General features: G+C 71.2%; 18 protein-coding genes and 2 pseudogenes. 11 read left to right on the top strand and 9 right to left on the bottom strand.

Going from position 1 to position 18,839, the window contains the following annotated elements; genetic code table 11:
* Positions 1-5: 5 nt before the first annotated feature.
* Together ABTW87_RS08795 and ABTW87_RS08790 are read right to left on the bottom strand one after the other, a co-directional pair.
* Positions 6-1,445, bottom strand: coding sequence for a GuaB1 family IMP dehydrogenase-related protein (locus tag ABTW87_RS08795; protein WP_350649944.1), 1,440 nt, complete (start codon positions 1,443-1,445; stop codon positions 6-8).
* A 126-nt stretch (positions 1,446-1,571) separates the two neighbouring features.
* Positions 1,572-2,168, bottom strand: a complete 597-nt coding sequence (locus ABTW87_RS08790; protein WP_350649942.1) for a LysE/ArgO family amino acid transporter — start codon at positions 2,166-2,168, stop codon at positions 1,572-1,574.
* A gap of 68 nt (positions 2,169-2,236) precedes the next feature.
* Between ABTW87_RS08790 and ABTW87_RS08785 the strand changes: the two genes are divergently transcribed.
* A complete protein-coding gene (locus ABTW87_RS08785) occupies positions 2,237-3,124 on the top strand; it encodes a LysR family transcriptional regulator ArgP (RefSeq protein WP_350649940.1) in 888 nt (295 codons plus the stop codon).
* Positions 3,125-3,197: 73 nt separating this feature from the next.
* Here ABTW87_RS08785 and ABTW87_RS08780 read toward each other — a convergent pair whose 3' ends face one another.
* From ABTW87_RS08780 to ABTW87_RS08770, 3 genes and pseudogenes are all read right to left on the bottom strand, one after another.
* On the bottom strand, positions 3,198-4,949 hold the full coding sequence (locus ABTW87_RS08780) for an acetyl/propionyl/methylcrotonyl-CoA carboxylase subunit alpha (protein WP_350649938.1): 1,752 nt from the start codon (positions 4,947-4,949) through the stop codon (positions 3,198-3,200).
* Between the two features lie 196 nt (positions 4,950-5,145).
* Positions 5,146-5,798 (bottom strand): annotated as a pseudogene (locus ABTW87_RS08775) (O-methyltransferase).
* Positions 5,799-5,889: 91 nt separating this feature from the next.
* Positions 5,890-6,546, bottom strand: a complete 657-nt coding sequence (locus tag ABTW87_RS08770; protein WP_350649936.1) for a Maf family protein — start codon at positions 6,544-6,546, stop codon at positions 5,890-5,892.
* Between the two features lie 113 nt (positions 6,547-6,659).
* Here ABTW87_RS08770 and ABTW87_RS08765 point away from each other — a divergent pair, with 113 nt between their 5' ends.
* Positions 6,660-6,869: a type II toxin-antitoxin system VapB family antitoxin gene (locus ABTW87_RS08765; protein WP_350650289.1), complete on the top strand. Its 210-nt coding sequence runs from the start codon at positions 6,660-6,662 to the stop codon at positions 6,867-6,869.
* Complete coding sequence (locus ABTW87_RS08760) at positions 6,866-7,291, top strand: PIN domain nuclease (protein ID WP_350649934.1); 426 nt, start codon at positions 6,866-6,868, stop codon at positions 7,289-7,291. The genes ABTW87_RS08765 and ABTW87_RS08760 overlap by 4 nt, the downstream gene beginning before the upstream one ends.
* Before the next feature lie 35 nt (positions 7,292-7,326).
* Here ABTW87_RS08760 and ABTW87_RS08755 read toward each other — a convergent pair whose 3' ends face one another.
* Entirely contained in the window at positions 7,327-8,448 is a 1,122-nt protein-coding gene (locus tag ABTW87_RS08755; protein WP_350650287.1) for a S8 family serine peptidase, read from the bottom strand.
* Positions 8,449-9,369: 921 nt separating this feature from the next.
* Between ABTW87_RS08755 and ABTW87_RS08750 the strand changes: the two genes are divergently transcribed.
* On the top strand, positions 9,370-9,537 hold the full coding sequence (locus ABTW87_RS08750; RefSeq protein ID WP_350649932.1) for a hypothetical protein: 168 nt from the start codon (positions 9,370-9,372) through the stop codon (positions 9,535-9,537).
* Between the two features lie 391 nt (positions 9,538-9,928).
* On the opposite strand, the pseudogene ABTW87_RS08745 reads toward ABTW87_RS08750, so the two are convergent.
* Both ABTW87_RS08745 and ABTW87_RS08740 read right to left on the bottom strand, forming a co-directional pair.
* A pseudogene (locus ABTW87_RS08745) lies at positions 9,929-10,366 on the bottom strand (hypothetical protein); the annotation flags it as partial.
* 191 nt (positions 10,367-10,557) lie between these two features.
* A complete protein-coding gene (locus ABTW87_RS08740) occupies positions 10,558-10,770 on the bottom strand; it encodes an acyl-CoA carboxylase subunit epsilon (protein WP_350649928.1) in 213 nt (70 codons plus the stop codon).
* Between the two features lie 90 nt (positions 10,771-10,860).
* Between ABTW87_RS08740 and ABTW87_RS08735 the strand changes: the two genes are divergently transcribed.
* The 5 genes from ABTW87_RS08735 (at position 10,861) to ABTW87_RS08715 (ending at position 15,436) form a co-directional block, all read left to right on the top strand.
* On the top strand, positions 10,861-12,759 hold the full coding sequence (locus ABTW87_RS08735; RefSeq protein ID WP_350649926.1) for a serine/threonine-protein kinase: 1,899 nt from the start codon (positions 10,861-10,863) through the stop codon (positions 12,757-12,759).
* A 59-nt stretch (positions 12,760-12,818) separates the two neighbouring features.
* Positions 12,819-13,049, top strand: coding sequence for a hypothetical protein (locus ABTW87_RS08730; RefSeq protein ID WP_350649924.1), 231 nt, complete (start codon positions 12,819-12,821; stop codon positions 13,047-13,049).
* A gap of 54 nt (positions 13,050-13,103) precedes the next feature.
* The gene (locus tag ABTW87_RS08725) at positions 13,104-13,847 is read left to right on the top strand and encodes a M50 family metallopeptidase (protein ID WP_350649922.1); all 744 of its coding nucleotides are present in this window, start codon (positions 13,104-13,106) and stop codon (positions 13,845-13,847) included.
* 130 nt (positions 13,848-13,977) lie between these two features.
* On the top strand, positions 13,978-14,478 hold the full coding sequence (locus ABTW87_RS08720) for a SigE family RNA polymerase sigma factor (protein WP_350649920.1): 501 nt from the start codon (positions 13,978-13,980) through the stop codon (positions 14,476-14,478).
* Complete coding sequence (locus tag ABTW87_RS08715) at positions 14,471-15,436, top strand: hypothetical protein (protein ID WP_350649918.1); 966 nt, start codon at positions 14,471-14,473, stop codon at positions 15,434-15,436. The genes ABTW87_RS08720 and ABTW87_RS08715 overlap by 8 nt, the downstream gene beginning before the upstream one ends.
* A gap of 72 nt (positions 15,437-15,508) precedes the next feature.
* Here ABTW87_RS08715 and ABTW87_RS08710 read toward each other — a convergent pair whose 3' ends face one another.
* The gene (locus ABTW87_RS08710; RefSeq protein WP_350649916.1) at positions 15,509-17,092 is read right to left on the bottom strand and encodes an acyl-CoA carboxylase subunit beta; all 1,584 of its coding nucleotides are present in this window, start codon (positions 17,090-17,092) and stop codon (positions 15,509-15,511) included.
* An 86-nt stretch (positions 17,093-17,178) separates the two neighbouring features.
* Between ABTW87_RS08710 and ABTW87_RS08705 the strand changes: the two genes are divergently transcribed.
* Both ABTW87_RS08705 and ABTW87_RS08700 read left to right on the top strand, forming a co-directional pair.
* A complete protein-coding gene (locus ABTW87_RS08705; protein WP_350649914.1) occupies positions 17,179-18,054 on the top strand; it encodes a biotin--[acetyl-CoA-carboxylase] ligase in 876 nt (291 codons plus the stop codon).
* Positions 18,055-18,226: 172 nt separating this feature from the next.
* The gene (locus tag ABTW87_RS08700; RefSeq protein WP_350649912.1) at positions 18,227-18,796 is read left to right on the top strand and encodes a PH domain-containing protein; all 570 of its coding nucleotides are present in this window, start codon (positions 18,227-18,229) and stop codon (positions 18,794-18,796) included.
* Positions 18,797-18,839 lie beyond the last annotated feature (43 nt).

Raw genomic sequence — 18,839 nt, 5'->3', positions numbered from 1 at the left:
GACGGTCACCAGCTCGTCGGCAGGGGCATCCCCTCGGTGTAGCCAGCCGTGCTCTGCACACCCACCAGCGCCCGCTCGTGGAACTCGGCGATGTTGTGCGCCCCGGCGTAGGTGAAGGCGCTGCGAACCCCCGAGATGATCTCGTCGATGAGATCCTCCACACCCGGTCGGTCCGGGTCCAGGTACATGCGCGCCGTCGAGATGCCCTCCTCGAAGATCGCCTTCCGGGCCCGGTCGTACGCCGAGTCGTCGGCGGTCCGGGCGCTGACCGCGCGGGCCGAGGCCATGCCGAAGCTCTCCTTGTAGCGCCGGCCGTCCGCCTCGACGTAGAGGTCGCCCGGCGACTCGTAGGTGCCGGCGAACCACGAGCCGATCATGACGTTCGAGGCGCCGGCGGCCAGCGCGAGCGCGACGTCACGCGGGTGCCGGACCCCGCCGTCGGCCCACACGTGCCGGCCCAGCGCCCGCGCCGCCGCCGCGCAGTCCAGCACCGCCGAGAACTGCGGCCGCCCCACCCCGGTCATCATCCGCGTGGTGCACATCGCCCCCGGTCCCACACCGACCTTGACGATGTCGGCGCCCGCCTCGACGAGGTCGCGTACCCCCTCGGCGGTGACCACGTTGCCGGCCGCGACCGGAACGGACGGGTCGAGCGCGCGCACCGCCCGCAGCGCGGAGATCATCCGCTCCTGGTGGCCGTGCGCGGTGTCCACGACAAGCGTGTCCACCCCGGCCTCCAGCAGGGCCCGGGCCTTGCCGGTGACGTCCCCGTTGATGCCGACCGCCGCGGCGATGCGCAGCCGGCCACGGTCGTCGACCGCCGGCTTGTACAGAGTGGCGCGCAGCGCGCCCTGCCGGGTGAGCACTCCGATCAACCGGCCCTGCGCGTCGACGACGGGCGCCAGCCGGCGGCGGCCGGCGGAGAGCCGGTCGAAGCCGGTACGCGGGTCGGCGTCCGCCGGCACGGTGTGCAGCTCGGTCGACATCACGTGGCGCAGCTGGGCGAACCGGTCCACCCCGACGGTGTCCGCCTCCGTCACCACGCCCACCGGGCGGCCGGCGTCGTCGATCACGATCACCGCGCCGTGCGCCCGCTTGGGCAGCAGGTGGATGGCGTCGCCGACGGTGTCGGTCGGGCCGAGCGTGATCGGGGTGTCGTGCACCAGGTGCCGCTGCTTGACCCAGGCCACGACGTTCGCGACCACCTCGATCGGGATGTCCTGGGGGATGACGGCGATCGCACCGCGCCGGGCGACGGTCTCAGCCATCCGCCGGCCGGCTACCGCGGTCATGTTCGACACCACGATCGGGATGGTGGTACCGGTCCCGTCGTTGCTCGCGAGGTCGACGTCGAGCCGGGACGCGACCTCCGAGCGGGCCGGCGCCATGAAGACGTCGTTGTAGGTCAGGTCGTGCGCGGGGACCGCGCCGTGTAGGAACCGCACCCGGCCATCATGACCGTCCGCCGTGCCCCCCGCCGCCGGAGGGCAAGGAAGGGCCCCTTCTTAACGCCTGCGGTAGTAGAAGGGCCCCTTGTTAACAGGGGCCGTCGCCGGAGGCGGTGCGGAGAGCTACGCCAGCACCAGCGCCGCCGCCAGCGCGGCCATCACCAGCGCGATCACGCCGTCGAGGACCCGCCAGACGGCGGTACGCGCGAGCAGCGGCCCGAGCCGGTACGCGCCCGCGCCCAGCGCCGTGAACCACACGACGCTGGCGGTGGCCGCGCCCACGCCGAACACCCAGCGGTGGGGGTGCTGCTGGGCGACCCCACCGACCAGCAGCACCGTGTCCAGGTAGACGTGCGGGTTGAGATAGGTGAAGGCGAGACAGGCCAGAAGGGTGGTCCGCAGGCGGGCCGGCGGCCGGTCGGTCGGCCGGAGGGCGCCGGGACGTACCGCGCGCCGGGCGGCGAGCGCCGCGTAGCAGAGCAGGAAGGCGGCACCGCCCCAGCGCACGGCGGCGAGCAGCGCGGGCCGGTCCGCCACCAGGGCGCCCATCCCGGCGATGCCGGCGCCGATCAGCAGCGCGTCGGACGCGGCACAGGTGAGCACCACCGGTACGACGTGCTCCCGCCTCAGCCCCTGGCGGAGTACGAACGCGTTCTGGGCTCCGATGGCGACGATCAGGGCGATGGCGAGTGAGAACCCGGCGAGGGCAGAGGTGAGCACCCCTCGACGCTACGGGCGGTCGTTCCTGCGATCCAACTAAAGATTCTGACGATCCGTAAGATTTTCTTATGCTAGACGCCGTCCAGCTCCGTACCCTCGCCGCAGTGGTCGCCGAGGGCAGCTTCGACGCCGCCGCCCGGCTGCTGCACGTCACGCCGTCCGCGGTCAGCCAGCGGATCAAGACCCTGGAGGAGACGGTCGGTCAGGTCCTGGTCCAGCGGCACCGACCCTGCCGGCCGACCGGTGCCGGCGAGCCGCTGCTGCGCCTCGCCGGCCAGCTCGCGCTGCTCGAGCGGGAGGCGCTGGCCGAGGCGCGTGGCCCGCTGACCGGTCGGGGCCGGATCCGGCTGGCGGTGGTGGTGAACGCCGACTCCCTCGGCACCTGGTTCCCCGCCGCGCTGGCCCGGGTGCCGGAACGGCTCGACCTGTCCTTCGACATCCGGCAGGACGACCAGGACCACACGGCGGAGCTGCTCCGCGACGGTTCCGTGACGGCGGCCGTGACGGCCCAGCGGGAGCCGGTGCAGGGCTGCCGGGTGCAGCGGCTCGGCTCGATGCGCTACCTGGCGCTGGCAACTCCCGCGTACGCCGAGCGGTGGTTCCCCGACGGGGTCACACCCGCCGCGACGGCCGAGGCGCCGGCGATGGTGTTCGACCGCAAGGACCGGTCGCAGCACCGCTTCCTGCGGATGGTCACCGGCCGGGAGCTGGACCCACCGGTGCACTACCTCCCGTCCGTGCCGGCGTTCAGCGAGGCGATCCGGCGCGGACTCGGCTGGGGGCTGGTGCCCGAGCAGATCGCCGGCGCCGACCTGGCCGCCGGACACTGCGTCGACCTCGCCCCCGGGCGCTACCTGGACGTCCCGCTGTACTGGCAGCACTGGCGACTGGAGTCGACCGTACTCACGGCGCTGACCGACGCCGTCCGAGCCGTCGCCGCCGAAGCCCTGCGGTAAGGAAGGGCCCCTTGTTAACGCCTGCGGTGGTGAAAGGGACCCTTCTTAACACGTGGCGCGGGTAGGTGGCGCCTCAGGAGATGGTGCAGATCGCGGCGCCGGCCGTGATGACCGCACCCACCTCGGCGGAGAGGCCGCTCACCGTACCCGCCTTGTGCGCGTGCAGCGGCTGCTCCATCTTCATCGCCTCCAGCACCACGACCAGGTCGCCCTCGGCCACCGTGTCCCCGTCCGCGACCGCGATCTTGACGATCGTGCCCTGCATCGGTGAGGCGAGGGCGTCTCCGCTGACCGCGGCGCCGGCCTTGCCCCCACCACCCCTGCGGGAGGGCTTCTTCGCCGCCGGCGACGCGGTGGTCGTACCCCCGCCGAGGCCGGCCGGGAGGGAGACCTCGAGCCGCTTTCCGCCCACCTCGACCACGACGGTCTCGCGCTCGGCCGGGCCCTCGACGGCGCCGGCGGGAGCGGTGAAGGCCGGGACCGTGTTGTCGAACTCGGTCTCGATCCACCTGGTGTGCACGGTGAACGGCTCCGCGGTGAACGCCTCGTCGCGGACCACCAGGCGGTGGAACGGCAGGGCCGTGGCCATGCCGTCGACGACCATCTCGTCCAGCGCGCGGCGGGCCCGCTCGATCGCCTCGGTACGCGTCTCACCGCTGATGATCACCTTGGCGAGCAGCGAGTCGAAGTTGCCGCCGATCACGTCACCGGCGGAGATGCCGGTGTCGACCCGCACGCCGGGACCGGTCGGCAGGCGCAGCGCGGTGATCGTCCCCGGGGCGGGCAGGAAGTTGCGGCCCGGGTCCTCACCGTTGATCCGGAACTCGATGGAGTGCCCGCGCGGCGTCGGGTCCTCGGTGAAGCGCAGCTTCTCGCCGTCCGCGATGCGGAACTGCTCGCGGACCAGGTCGACGCCGGCGGTCTCCTCGGTGACCGGGTGCTCCACCTGGAGGCGGGTGTTGACCTCCAGGAACGAGATCGTGCCGTCGACGCCGACCAGGTACTCGACCGTGCCGGCACCGTGGTAGCCGGCCTCCCGGCAGATCGCCTTGGCGGACTCGTGGATCTGCCGCCGCTGGTCGTCGGTGAGGAACGGCGCCGGGGCCTCCTCGACCAGTTTCTGGTGGCGGCGCTGCAGCGAGCAGTCGCGGGTGCCGACGACCACCACGTTGCCGTGCTGGTCGGCGAGGACCTGGGCCTCGACGTGCCGGGGCTTGTCGAGGTACCGCTCGACGAAGCACTCGCCCCGGCCGAACGCGGCGACCGCCTCCCGGGTGGCCGACTCGAACAGGTGCGGGATCTCCTCCATGGTGCGGGCCACCTTGAGGCCGCGCCCGCCGCCGCCGAAGGCGGCCTTGATGGCGACCGGCAGGCCGTGGTCGACGGCGAAGGCCATCACCTCGTCGGCGTTGCCGACCGGGTCCGGCGTGCCGGGCACCAGGGGTGCCCCGGCGCGCTGCGCGATGTGCCGCGCGGTCACCTTGTCGCCCAGGTCACGGATCGCCTGCGGGGTCGGGCCGATCCAGGTCAGGCCGGCGTCGATGACCGCCTGGGCGAAGTCGGCGTTCTCGGAGAGGAAGCCGTAGCCGGGGTGCACCGCGTCGGCCCCGGACTTCCCGGCGACGTCGATCAGCTTGTCGATGCGCAGGTAGCTGTCGGCCGCGGTGTCACCGCCCAGCGCGTACGCCTCGTCGGCGAGGGTGGCGTGCAGGGCGTCCCGGTCCGAGTCGGCGTAGACGGCGACACTGCTCAGGCCGGCGTCGCGGCAGGCGCGGATGACGCGGACGGCGATCTCGCCGCGGTTGGCGATGAGTACCTTGCGCACCTTGAAGGCTCCTCCCGGGAGGTCGTTGACCGGGAGTGTATCGGCCACTCTGACGGCCCCTAACGATCGCTCAGTGTGGGATGCCGCACTGTCCGGCGCGCCCCGGTCGCGGGCGCGGAGCCGTGCGGTGGAGGTGAAAGGAAGGGGCCCTTGTTAACGCCTGCGGTAGAGAAGGGGCCCCTTGTTAACAACAGAGTCAGTGGACCCGCGCGAGGGTGAGACCGTCGGCGATCGGCAGCATCACGGCCTCCACCCGTACGTCGGCCAGAACCTCGTCGTTGAAGGCGGCGATGGCGCGGTCGTCCGCGTCCCCGGGCGCGATCACCCGGCCGCCGCGCAGCACGTTGTCGACCGCGATCACGCCACCCGGCCGCATCCGGGGGACCAGCTCCGACCAGTAGACCGGGTACCCCGTCTTGTCCGCGTCGATGAAGGCGAAGTCGATGTGGCGCTCGTACGGCAGCTCGCGCAACGTGTCGCCGGCCGGCCCGATCCGCAGCTCGATCCGGTCGTCCACCCCGGCGCGGGCCCAGTACCGACGGGCGACCCCGGTGTACTCCTCGGAGATGTCGAAGCAGGTCAGCCGTCCGCCGGCGGCCAGGCCCCGGCGATCGCCAGCGAAGAGAGCCCGGTGAACGTGCCGACCTCCACCGCGTGCCGCACGCCCAGCAGCTGGGTCAGGAAGGTCAGGAACGCAGCCTGCTCCGGTGCCACCTGCATGCGCGCGTCACGCGGCAGCGCCGCGCGGGTCTCCTCGATCAGGTCGCGCATGACGCCGTCGGGAGGGCGGCCATGAGCGACGAGGTACGCGTGCAGCTCGGGCGTGAGGGGAATCGACTTCGTGGTCACGCTCTGCTCCTCCTGCTTGAGGCGGCGGTCATGCTGGTCGGGACGGCGGTCGTCCTGGTCGAGGCGGCGCTCGTCCTGGTGGGGACGGCGGTCAGGTGAGCGGCTCGACGGTCTGGTTGCCCGGCGCGACCTTCGTCCACAGGTCGGTGATCCGCAGACCGAGCTCGGCCAGGAGGTGGCGCAGCAACGGCAGTGACAGGCCCACCACGGTGCCCGGGTCACCCTCGATGCGCTCGACGAACGGCCCACCCAGCCCGTCGATCGTGAACGCGCCGGCCACCGCCAGCGGTTCGCCCGTGGCCACGTACGCCGCCAGCTCTTCGTCGCTGACGTCGGCGAAATGCACAATCGTCGAGCCGACCGCCTCAGCCCGGCGCCCCGCCTCGACATCGACGAGGCAGTGCCCGCTGTGCAGGATGCCGCTACGCCCCCGCATCCGTTCCCACCGGCGCACCGCATCCGCACCGTCCACCGGCTTGCCGAAGACCTGGCCGTCGAACTCCAGAACCGAGTCACACCCGATCACCAGCGTGCGCTGGTCGTCGGCGGGCCGAAGCCGGGTCAGGACGGCCTGTGCCTTGAGACGCGCCAGCTCCAGGCACAACTCGTCCGCCCGGTCCGTCACGACCAAGGACTCGTCCACGCCACTGACAAGCACGTCCGGCTCGATGCCGGCGGCCTGGAGAGTCTTGCGTCGGGCAGGGCTCGCCGAGGCGAGTACGAGACGGAGCGGCAGAGATTCGGACACGAAGCCGACGCTACCGGTACGGCTCGCACACCGTAGGCCAAGGTGGCGTTGCCGGCGCGGTGGCACTCGGACAGCGGATATACTGATGCCGTCTAGCGTATATAGGGGTGATCATGTCCAAGATCCTCGTAGACGTCGACGATGAAGCCCTCGCTGATGCGGCCGAAGCGTTCGGCACCAAGACCAAGAAGGACACCGTGAACGTCGCCCTGCGAGAGGGAGCATCGCGGCTCCGACGGGCCAAGGCACTGGCCGAACTCGCCCGGCGCGGCGAGGCCGGTGACTTCGATGAACTGCTCGACAAGTCGTCGTACCGGTCGTGAAGCTCGCTGACTACCTCGTCGACACCAGCGCCTTGGTGCGACTTCTCCGGAGCGCTGAGTTGAGGTCCCGCTGGGAGTCGCCCCTTACCGCCGGTCTGCTAGCCGTGTGTCCCCTCACTGAACTCGAGTTCATGTACACAGCGCGCTCGCTCGCCGACCGCCAGCAACTGCAACAGCAGCTCCGGATGGTCTTCGGGTGGGTCCTCATGCCCGAACGTGTCTACGAGAGAGCCGCAGAGATACAGCAGGATTTGACAGAACGCGGGGCGCATCGTTGCGCCGGAGCAGTCGACCTGCTCGTCGCAGCCACTGCCGAATACCATGGCCTGTCGCTGCTGCACTACGACCGCGACTTCGACCAGATAGCCAGGGTGACCGGACAGCCGGCAGCCTGGGTGGCCCGGCCAGGATCGGTTAAGTGACGCTCACTGCCCGAGCACTTGCTCGGGCAGTCGCTTTATCGACTTATACGCGGAGGCGGATCGTCGCTGCGTCGTCGACCTCTTGCGATGGCCCATGCGGCTCCGGCCACCACGATTACACCTAGCGTGACGAGGCCCCGTGTTGTCGCAGCGCTCTCGTTCTTGGATTGCGACTGACTAGACCCTGGCGACGGGGGGGAGCCGTCAGGTGTAGTGGCTTCGAAGCCGAGCGGAGGCAGGTCTGCGGTCAGCGCGGCTACGATGTCGATCACGCCGTAGCCGTACTGGTCATCGCGGCCAGGCGGCCCTTTGTCAATGGCAGTGGAAGTGAGTCGCTTCCCAACTTGCTCCGCTGTTAGGTGCGGGTATCTGGCCCTGACTAAGGCTGCCATCCCCGCGACTATCGCCGTCGAGTTCGAGGTCCCGGTGCTTCGGCGATACTTTCCCTCTATGCTCGTGGTATAGACGTCGACTGCCGGCGCGACGACGTCGATTTGCGGTCCGGCGACGGCTATCGACGCATAGTTGCCGATGTGATCGGTGCCGCCTACGGCAATTACGCCTTCGGCGGAAGCAGGGAAGATTACCCCTTGATCCGTGGGCCGGTTGCCTGCTGCGGCAACGATTACGACGTTGGCTGTTTGTGCAATTCGAATGGCGCGAGAAAGCCGCGATGAGGTGGCCCCGCCACCAGAAATGCTAATAATGTCCGCGCCGTAGGACACAGCGTACTCAATGCCTGCAGCTAGACGGTCTGCCTCGCTTTCATTGGTGGCATCCGACGTCCGTATCGGGAGAATCTTCGCTCGCGGCGCGATACCCAGCGCGCCTAGCCGATTAGGTCGTCCATGGGCGCCGATGATGCCAGCCATCGCGGTGCCGTGGCTGTGAGGATCATGGCGTCCGTCGCCCGAACCGCGGTTAACGAGATCAATCCCGGCCAGTAAGTTATTTCGGAGATCGGGGTGTGGATCCACGCCGGTGTCGGGCACGGCGACGATTACCCCATCGCCTTGGCTATGCTGATGGGCTACCGCCACGTTTAGGTAACTCAAGTGCCACTGGTCAGAACGGATCCTTTCGGCGTCCTCTGGTGCCAGGGACAGTAGGAGCCCGCCGCCACCCAATTGTGTAGCCAATGTCAGAGCGGCTACCATCATCCGCCCAACGCACAGTGTCACCTGGCGAAACCGATTGCAGGGCCGGGATCAATGGGGTCATCGTTTTTTGGGGGTAGGACAATTGGATCCACGCCTCGATCGGTGTCCCACGGATGGTCTGGATCCCACGTGCGAGGCTCGTCCCTCTGCTCACTTGGTCGCGATCGGCTGTTCGATGCTTCCGGACCCTTTGCAATTGAGGAACCGGGAAACGCAACGGTAGGTGGCAGCGCGTTGGTCCCCGGGAATCCTCGCCCTCCACCGGGTCGTGACCCTGCTCCGCCGCTAGGGGCGGTGCCTGCTCCTCCACCCCCAATTACCCCCCCAATCGGATTAATGCGGCGTGGTTGCGTGCTGCCGGAGGCCGGCTGGCCTAAACCGGCACCCGGTAGTCCTCCGATGAGCCCTCCCGGAGGCATTGGGCGAGGGGAAGATGGTTGCCCAGTGTGCGTAGTGCCGGTTGGTCGATCAGAGATTGACCGTCCGAACTTATCCCGGCTCGCATTGCTCGTTGTGCTAGTCCTCGAAGAGTTTGGTAGGGCGCCCGACATCTTAGAATCGGCTGAACCAGATGCTCCAGTGCCGGTGGTGTTGGGCTTGTTCGTCGAAGGGCTGGTGACCACAGTGCCACCCAACGATGGCCCGAGTGGCGAAGCAGGCGGCTTAGGAGTAGGACGGGCTGCTGTTTTCGATCTAGCAAATGGCGGAGGCGGAAATGCGGCCAAGGGCACCGGCATGATCGGAGGGATGATTGGGCTGGAGCTGATCCCTGCGTACGGGTCGACGGAGTCGGGGGCACGGCCGGGCTGCCGAGGTGGTGGGGGTTGGCGGAGAGCCACCTGGGCTTGTTGGAGCTCGCTGCTCAGCCCGTACATGATGCCGCGCGCCTGCACGTTCAGCCGTTCCAGATCCGCATCCGTGACCGGCGGCTCGGAGACCCGGCTCCCGACGATCGCCTTCGGGTCCGCCGCTGTCACCTCGTACGACCGCTTCTGCTGGACCTTCACCGCGTACTCCTCGTGGATCTTCTCGAGGGTGGCGCGGGTGCTTCCGATGGCCTGGGTGGCGGCGGCCAGCGCGGTGTAGTTCGCGGCGGCCGCGTCGTGGGTCCGTCGCACCTGGTCGATCAGCTCGTCCAGCTCACGGATGTACGCCTGGGACGCCGTGTTCGTCTCCGGGGGCCACGCCTCGGCCAGGCCACGGCGGTACGCCTGGAGGCGACCGAGGTGGGCTTGTGCGAGGTCGCAGACCTTGCGCCAGCCGGCGACCTGCCGCCACTGGTTGGTGGTGTCCTGGTCCTTGAGGCAGGCCCACATGCTCGCTACGTCCATCAGGTGCCAGTCGGTGAGGCCGCCGGTCCGGCCGACGCCGGGTTCGTTCACGGCCGCACCACCGGTCCGGGCCCGGTCTCCGCCGGTCCGGCCGACAACCCGGTCGGCTCGGCCGTGATCATCGAGAGGCCGGACGTGTCGCCGAGCGCTGCGGCCGGCCCCGTGGGGTCGGTGAGCACCACGGCCGGACTGGTCGGGACGGCGGGGGTCGGCGTGGCGATTGCGCGCTCGACGTCGGCCACGCGGGCGGACGAGAAGGCGTCGGAGTGTTCGTACTGGTCGGCGACGGTGCCGGCGACGGCGGCCAGGCGGCCGGTCGCGCCACCGACGCCCCAGACCATGTCGGCCGTCGCCTGTTGGGCTTCCCAGTGTGTGCGCAGGAACTGGACGAGCTCGACGAACGCGTCCGCCGGGTTCGGTACGGCGGCGGTCATGTCCTCGGCGATGTACGACAGGTGCGGCGCGTAGTGGCGCTCGACCTCGGTCTGGAGTCTGTCGGCGAACTCACGCAACTGGCGGATGTCGGCCTCGATGCCGCCGTAGCCGCGGAGCCAGGCCGCTGGGCGGTCCTCCTCGGGGATCATGGTCCCTCCCTACCCGTTACCGCACCGTTTCCCTGAGTGAGGTTAGCCGGTGCTGTGCGGGAGTTGCAGCCCCAGCCTGGTGCACAACGGACGGACGTCGACCGCGGCGATGCCACCGACCTGCGCCAACGAGAGAAGCCGATGAAGTTCGGACGCGGGAGGGCGACGCAGCGTAGCCGCGTACGGCGGAGTCAGCGCGGTAGCCCGGAGGCGCGCCAGGCGCCGGACCCGGCGGCGAGGGCCGTCCCGGCGGGGCGGGCGCTGCGCGCCCACGCGGAGACCGGGGCGGGGGCCGGGGCCGCGGCGGGCCGGGTCCGGACCACGATCGCGCCCACGAGCGCGGCCAGTTCCTCGGCGGTCGGCACGCCGCGGACGACCCGGAAGAGGGGCTCTTCGGCAGACATGCCGTCAGGGTACGCGCCGCAATTTGACCTTCGCCGCACAGTGGCGTGCCGACGGTGTGACTGTCGCGCCCGCCGGGTACCGTCTCAGCGATGTCGAACGCGCTTCCCCAACTCGTCGCTGACCGATACCGGCTGATTTCGCCGCTCGGTCAGGGTGGCATGGGTCGGGTGTGGAAGGCGCGCGACGAGGTGCTGCACCGGGACGTGGCGATCAAGGAGTTGGTGCCGCCGCCGAGCCTGACGAACGAGGAACGCCGTGAAATGCGGGAGCGTTCGCTGCGGGAGGCGCGGGCCATCGCCCGGCTCAACCACATCAACGTCGTCCGCATCTTCGACGTGCTGCGCACGGACGGCGACCCGTGGATCGTGATGGAGTACGTGCCGTCGAAGTCCCTCCAGGACACCATCGCGGAGGATGGGCCGGTGTCGCCGGCCCGGGCGGTGGAGATCGGCCTCGGCGTGCTGGGCGCTTTGAAGGCGGCGCACAAGGCGGGCGTCATGCACCGCGACATCAAGCCCGGCAACGTGCTGCTCGGCAGCGACGGCCGGGTGGTCCTGACCGATTTTGGTCTCGCCACCATTCCCGGCGATCCCAACGTGACCCGCACCGGCCTGGTGCTCGGTTCGCCGGCGTACATCGCTCCGGAGCGGGCCCGGGACGGCACCGCCGGGCCGGAGGCCGACCTCTGGTCGCTGGGCGCGACCCTCTACGCGGCGGTGGAGGGCAAGTCGCCGTACGCGCGGCCCTCGGCCATCGCCACCCTCGCCGCGCTGGCCACCGAGCCGCTGCCGCCGCCGAAGAACGCCGGTCCGCTGCGGCCGGTGCTCAACGGACTGCTCCGCAAGGACCCGGAGGAGCGGATCACCGCGGACGTGGCGGAGCGGTTGCTGCGCCGGGCCAGCGGCAAGCGCACGCGGACCATCCCGCTGCTCGACGGCGTACGGCGGCCGGGGCCGAACGGTCCGCGCGTACCGCGTACACCGGTGGTGCCCGCGCCGCGACCGGCGGAGCGGCAGTCCGACAAGCCGGCGACCCCGCCGGCTCCGCGTACCCCCGAGCCGGCGCCCGGTCCCGCGGCGGCGGCCCCGGAGGTCCCGGCGAAGGTGACGTCGGACACGGCCCCGACCGCGAAGGTCGACCGGCCGGCCCCGACGGACGCCGACCGGCCGGAAAAGGTGGACGCGACGCCGACGGCTGCGCCCCGGCCGCAGCCCGACGACACGAAGGTCGAGCCGGCTGCGACGTCCGTCCTGCCGCGCCCGGCGCCCGCCGGGCGCGCGCCGGTCCAGCCGCCCTCCGACGGTACGAAGCGCGACACCACCCGCCGGAACCTGCTGATCGGTGCGGTGGTGGCCGTGCTGCTGCTCGGTCTCGCCATCGCCGTGCCGCTGCTCGCCGACGGCGACGGTGGTGACACCCCGGCTGTCGGCCCGACCGGCGCCGCCCCCTCCTCGGCCGCGGCGCCGACGTCGGCCCCGCCGAGCACGGCCCCGAGCAGCGCCGCCCCGAGCAGCGCCGCGCCGGTGACCCCGTCGGCGGACGCCCTGCCCGCCAACTGGAAGCTGCACGAGGATCCGGCCGGGTTCGCGCTGCCGCTTCCCGAGGGCTGGGTACGCCGGAACGCCGGAGCCAACACGGTCGTCTTCGACGAGCCGAACGGGGTTCGCGAACTGCTCGTCCAGTGGACCGACAGCCCGAAGCCGGACGCGGAGCGGGACTGGAGGCAGCTCGAGCCGGCCCGGAAGAACTACGTCCGCGACTACGAGTTCCTGAGTATCAAGCGGTGTGACTACGGTCTGACGTGCGCCGACTGGGAGTGGCTGGAGACCCGGGACAACACCCGGATCCATGTCCGCAACCGGGGCTTCGCGACCGCCCGCAATCGTGGCTACGCGCTGCGCTGGGAGGTCGCCGAGAAGGACTGGGCGGCGAACCTGCCGAACTTCGACCTGATCATGAAGGGTTTCCGTCCCGACCGTCAGGATTGATCCGCATGACCTTCCGCCGTACGGGGTATCTGACTGCCCACGACGGAAGGAGGTAGGAGATGAGCTACCGACGGAAGGACACCCGCCCCCGGGTGGCACTGTGGATGCTCGTCGCCCTCGGTGACGTCGTCCTGCTCCTCGCCGGCGCCGGCCTGTCGATCCTGGTCGCGCTGCTCACCGTCGTCACCGTCACCGTCGCCGGGGCGGTGTTCTGGCGGCTGTCCCGCCGCGGCTCCCTGACGAGAGCTGACGCGGTGACCCTGCCGGTGGCGGCGCGGCGCCGGGCCTGACGTCAGCGGTCGCCACCGAGGCGACATGCGACGAGCGAGGTAGGCTCCCCGCCCATGGTGGCGATCGACGGGCTGACCGGGTTCTGGGACACGTTGTTCGGGGCGCAACCGGACCCACCCCCACTGCTGGTGCTGCTGACCGGCCTGGCCGCCCTGGCGGTGGTGTCCACCCGGCTGCCGTGGCGGATCGCCCGCAACGCGGTGACCATCGCCCACGAAGGCGGGCACGCCCTGGCGGCCGTGCTGACCGGCCGCCGGCTGCACGGGATCCGGCTGCACTCGGACACCTCCGGCCTGACCCTGTCGGCCGGCCGGCCCTCCGGGCCCGGCATGGTCCTCACCCTGCTCGCCGGTTACGTCGCCCCGCCGCTGGTCGGTCTGGCCGGTGCGTGGATCCTCGGCGGCAACCGGATCACCCTGCTGCTGTGGGTCGCCGTGGCGCTGCTGCTGGCCATGCTGGTCATGATCCGCAACGTGTTCGGGGTGCTGTCACTGCTGGTCACCGGCGGGATCGTGCTCGCCGTCTCCTGGTACGCGTCACCGCAGGTGCAGGCGGCGTTCGCGTACACCGGGGTGTGGTTCCTGCTGCTCGGCGGCGTCCGGCCGGTGGTCGAGCTGCAACGGCTGCGCGCCCGGGGCCGGATGCCCGCCTCCGACGCCGACCAGCTCGCCGGGATCACGCCGTTCCCCGCGTTCTTCTGGGTCTCGGTGTTCGCGCTGGTCAACCTGGCCGTGCTGGTGGTGGGTGGAGTTCTGCTGGCCGGCCCGATCCTGACCGACGCCGGCCTGACCGGCTGACGTGCCGCCGGCCTGACCGGCTGACGTGCCGCCGGACTTGGGCCGGATATCGCGGAAAGCTGGAGTCGCCGGCAACCCGGGACGCCCGCTGATGCGTGTTCCCTGCGACCGCCACGGGGAGGTAGCGCAGGTGCCGGACGTCGACGGGTTCGACGATTTCTACCGCGGCAGCCGGCAGCGGCTGCTCGGGTTCGTCTACGTGCTCACCGGTGACCTCGCCGAGGCGCAGGATGCCGTGCAGGAGGCGTACGTCCGGGCGTGGCAGCGCTGGCCGGCGGTGAGCGGGTACGACGACCCGGAGGCGTGGGTGCGGGTGGTGGCGAGCCGGATCGCGGTCAGCCGGTGGCGCAGCCTGCGCAGCCGTGCCCGCGCGTACCTGCGGCACGGCGCGGTCGAGAGCGTGCCCGGCCCGGGCATCGAGACCGTCGAGGTGGTGGAGGCCCTGCGCCGGCTGCCCGAGGCGCAGCGGATCGCGATCGCGCTGCACTACCTGGTCGGGATGCCCGTCGCGGAGGTCGCCCGGGAGACCGACGCGCCGGTCGGCACCGTCAAGGCCCGGCTCTCCCGCGGCCGGGCCGCGCTGGCCGACCTGCTCGCCGTCGCCGATCTGGAGGAGGCCGCGGATGCGTGACGAGCTGACCTTCGTCGAACGGATGCGGCGCGACCTGGGGGCCGTCCGCTGGGCGGAGCCGGCGGACATCCGGGCCCGGGCGCGTCGCCGCAGCCGCCGGACCGCCCTGCTCGCCGGCGTCGCCGTGCTGACGACGCTCTCGGCGGCGGCCGTCGCGGTGGCCGACCGCGGGTACGGGTCCGCGTCGGAGCCGGCCGCAGCGAGCGCCCCGGTACGGGTGCCGGTCACCGCGGCGAGCACCCCGGCGCCGGCCCCGGTCACCGCAGCGACGAGCAGCCCGGCGCCGGCCCGGGCCACCGCGACGGGCCGGGCCGCGCGCCGGGTCGAGGTTCCGCACGAGGCGCTCGTACAGCAGTCGGACCTGGCCGCACGGACCGGTCTAGGGACCGGTGGGTCCGGGCTCCTTCAGCTCGGTGAGCCCGGGCTGGGCGAACGGGTCGACGTCGGCCTCGGGCTCGACCGGTGCAGCGCGGGCCCGGAGACGACGGCCTGGGTGAGTCGGTCGGTGACGCTGCTGCGCAGGGCGGACGGCGGCGACCGGCGACCCGCGGACGTCCTGGTCACCCAGGACCTGTACCGGCTGCCGGGCGACGAGGCGACCCGGTTCTTCCAGCAGGTACGCAAGCGGCTCGCCGATTGCCGGGAGTGGCGTGAGGTGCGGTCGGCCGAGTACGACGGCACGGCCCTCACGGTCGAGAGCACGCACCGCTGGGAGACGCTGCGGGTGGACTTCGCCGGTGACGAGGCGATGCTGCTGCGCCACTCGGTCTCACCGCTGCGGGACTCGGCGACCGGCGAGGTCTTCGGTGGACCGACGGCACCCGAGCAGCGGGTCGTGTTGCGGGTGGGCGACCTGGTGACGGTGCTCAGCGCGGACACGGTCGGCGATGCGGAACTGGTCCGGATCGCCGAAACGGCGGCCCGTCGCATGTGCGTCGCCGCCAACCCGCCCTGCTGACCCGGCGACATCAGGTGTTAAGAAGGGGCCCCTCCTCTACCGCAGGCGTTAACAAGGGGCCCTTCCTTGCACCTAGAGCGGGATGTTGCCGTGCTTCTTCGGCGGGAGGGTCTCGCGCTTCGTGCGCAGCACCCGCAGGGCCCGGACGATCTGCGCCCGGGTCTCGTGCGGCGGGATCACCGAGTCGACGTACCCGCGCTCGGCGGCGATGTACGGGTTGGCGAGCGTGTCCTCGTACTCGGTGATCAGCTCGGCGCGCCGCGCCGCCGGGTCCTCGGCGGCGGCCAGCTCCTGCCGGTAGAGGATGTTCACCGCGCCCTGGGCGCCCATCACCGCGATCTGCGCGGTCGGCCAGGCGAAGTTCAGGTCCGCGCCGAGGTGCTTGGAGCCCATGACGTCGTACGCCCCGCCGTAGGCCTTGCGGGTGATGACGGTGACCTTCGGGACGGTGGCCTCGGCGTACGCGTAGATGAGCTTCGCACCGCGACGGATGATGCCGTCCCACTCCTGGCCGGTGCCGGGCAGGAAGCCGGGGACGTCCACGAAGGTCAGCACGGGGATGTTGAACGCGTCGCAGGTGCGCACGAACCGGGCCGCCTTCTCGCTGGCGGCGATGTCCAGGGTGCCGGCGAAGTGCATCGGCTGGTTGGCGACCACGCCGACCGGGCGGCCCTCGACGCGGCCGTAGCCGATGATGAGGTTCTGCGCGTACAGCGGCTGGACCTCGAGGAACTCGCCGTCGTCGAGGACGTGCTCGATGACCCGGTGCATGTCGTACGGCTGGTTGGCCGAGTCGGGAATCAGGGTGTCCAGCTCCCGGTCGGAGTCGGAGACGTCGAGGTCGACGGGTGCGTCGTAGACCACCGGCTCGTCCAGGTTGTTCGACGGCAGGTACGACAGCAGCGCCTTGACGTACTCGATCGCGTCCTCCTCGTCGCTGGCGAGGTAGTGCGCGTTGCCGCTGCGGGCGTTGTGGGTGCGGGCACCGCCCAGGTCCTCCATGGCGACGTCCTCGCCGGTGACGGTCTTGATGACGTCCGGACCGGTGATGAACATGTGGGAGGTCTGGTCGACCATCACGGTGAAGTCGGTGACCGCCGGCGAGTAGACGGCGCCGCCCGCGCACGGGCCCATGATGAGCGAGATCTGCGGGATCACCCCGGAGGCGCGTACGTTGCGGAAGAAGATCTCGCCGTAGAGGCCGAGCGAGGCCACGCCCTCCTGGATCCGGGCGCCGCCGGAGTCGTTGATGCCGATGACGGGGCAGCCGATCTTCATGGCCAGGTCCATCACCTTGACGATCTTCTCGCCGAACACCTCGCCGAGGGAGCCGCCGAAGACCGTGAAGTCCTGTGCGAAGACGCAGACCTGCCGGCCGTCGATCGTGCCGTAGCCGGTGATGACGCCGTCACCGTACGGGCGGGTGCGCTCCAGCCCGAAGTTGGTGGACCGGTGCCGGGCCAGCTCGTCCAGCTCGACGAAGGAGCCCTCGTCGAGCAGCAGCTCGATCCGCTCCCGCGCGGTCCTCTTGCCCCTCGCGTGCTGCTTCTCCACGGCGCGCGCCGACCCGGCGTGCACCGCCTCGTCGACCCGACGCTCCAGGTCCGCCAGCTTGCCCGCGGTGCTGTGGATGTTGATCCCGGTCTCGGTAGTCACCCAGGGAATATAACGATGGTTCAGGCCGGCGCGGCTGTGCAGTACGCCTCATCACCGCGTCGCCCGCCGACCCGTAGGCTGGCGGGATGCCGGGCTCGCCGTACACGGATCTGGACCGTCCGCCGCTGTCGGCGACGCGGCTGCGGCGTGCTCTGGTCGCGCCGCACGGCCCGTGGGCCCGGCTGGAGCTGCGCACCGAGACCGGCTCGACAAACGCCGACGTTGCCGGGTACGCCCGCTCCGGCGAACCGGAGGGGCTGGTGGTGATCGCCGAACGGCAGACCGCGGGCCGGGGACGGCGGGGCCGGGCCTGGCAGTCGCCGGCCCGAGCCGGGATCGCGACAAGCGTCCTGCTCCGGCCGGGGGAGGCGGTCGCCGACCGTGGCTGGCCGCCGGCGCCCCAGTCGGCGTACGGGTGGCTGCCGCTGCTCGCCGGCGTGGCGCTGGTGGAGGCGGTGACCCGGCTCGCCGAGTTGGAGGCCACTTTGAAGTGGCCGAACGACCTGCTCGTCGACGAGGCGAAGTGCGGCGGGATCCTCGCCGAGGGGGTGCCGCAAGCGACGCCGGCGACGCCCCCCGGGATCGTCCTCGGCATCGGCCTGAACGTGACCCTGCGCGCCGACGAGCTGCCCCAGAACCCGACCGGCCTGCCGGCCACCTCGCTGCAGCTGGCGGGCGCCGCGGCCACCGACCGGGATCCGCTGGTGCGAGCCCTGCTCCGGTCGCTGGCCGACTGGTACGCCCGCTGGCGGGCCGCCGGCGGCAGCGCCGTCGACAGCGGCCTGCGCGACGCCTACCTGACGAGGTGCGCGACGGTCGGCCGGCAGGTCCGGGCGCTCCTGCCCGGCGGCGGCGAGCTGACCGGCACCGCGACGGGCGTGGACCCCGACGGCCACCTGATCGTGACCACCAGGGAAACCACTTACCACCTCTCCGCCGCCGACATCCTCCACCTCCGCTGACCGCCCTCTCCGCGATCTTGCACTTTGTGCCCCGACAAAGGCTGCGAATGCCGCGAACCGAGGGCCAGAAGTGCAAGATCGCGGAAGCGGAGGACGGCAGGGCCGTGCGGCTAATTACTCCGGGCCTCCGGAACGGATAACGTCTGCCCGTCCTTTTCTCCCGGAGGTGGTCGTGGCGTTTCCTGAGGACGTGCTCACCGAGGACGAGCGCGTCGTGCTGCACCTGCACCCGCACTGGAAGGCCCTGGTACGGCCGGTCGCGGTGCTGGTGCTCGCCGTCGCCGCGGTGGTGGCGGCCGTGGTCCTGCTTCCGTCGGGCGGTGGCGGGTCGGTCGCCCTGGCGGTGGTCGGTGGGCTGGCGCTGGTAGGGGTGCTCTGGTTCGCGTTCTGGCCGTTCCTGGTCTGGCGGACCACCCACTACCTGTTCACCGACGAACGGGTGCTCATCCAGCAGGGCGTGCTCTCGCGGGACCGACGGGACATCCCGCTCACCCGGGTCAACGACCACGCGATGAACCAGCGTTTCGTCGAGCGGCTCTTCGGCTGTGGCACCCTCACGATCGAGTCCGCGGGGGAGCGGGGCCAGTCGGTGCTGCACGACGTCCCGCAGGTCGAGCGCGTCCAAACCACCCTCTACGAGCTGGTGGAGGCCCACCACGACCGGCATTCGCTGGGTGACGCCGAGATGCGCGACATCGTCGCCGACGTCCAGAACGGGAAGCCGCTACGCGAACCGGGCTGAGTCCCGCGGTCGCCTCACCCGTCCGGGTGACCCGGCCGCGCCG

The organism is Micromonospora sp. NPDC126480, assembly GCF_040302465.1.
Lineage (GTDB): Bacteria > Actinomycetota > Actinomycetes > Mycobacteriales > Micromonosporaceae > Micromonospora.
This window is presented reverse-complemented; position numbering and strand designations above follow the sequence as displayed.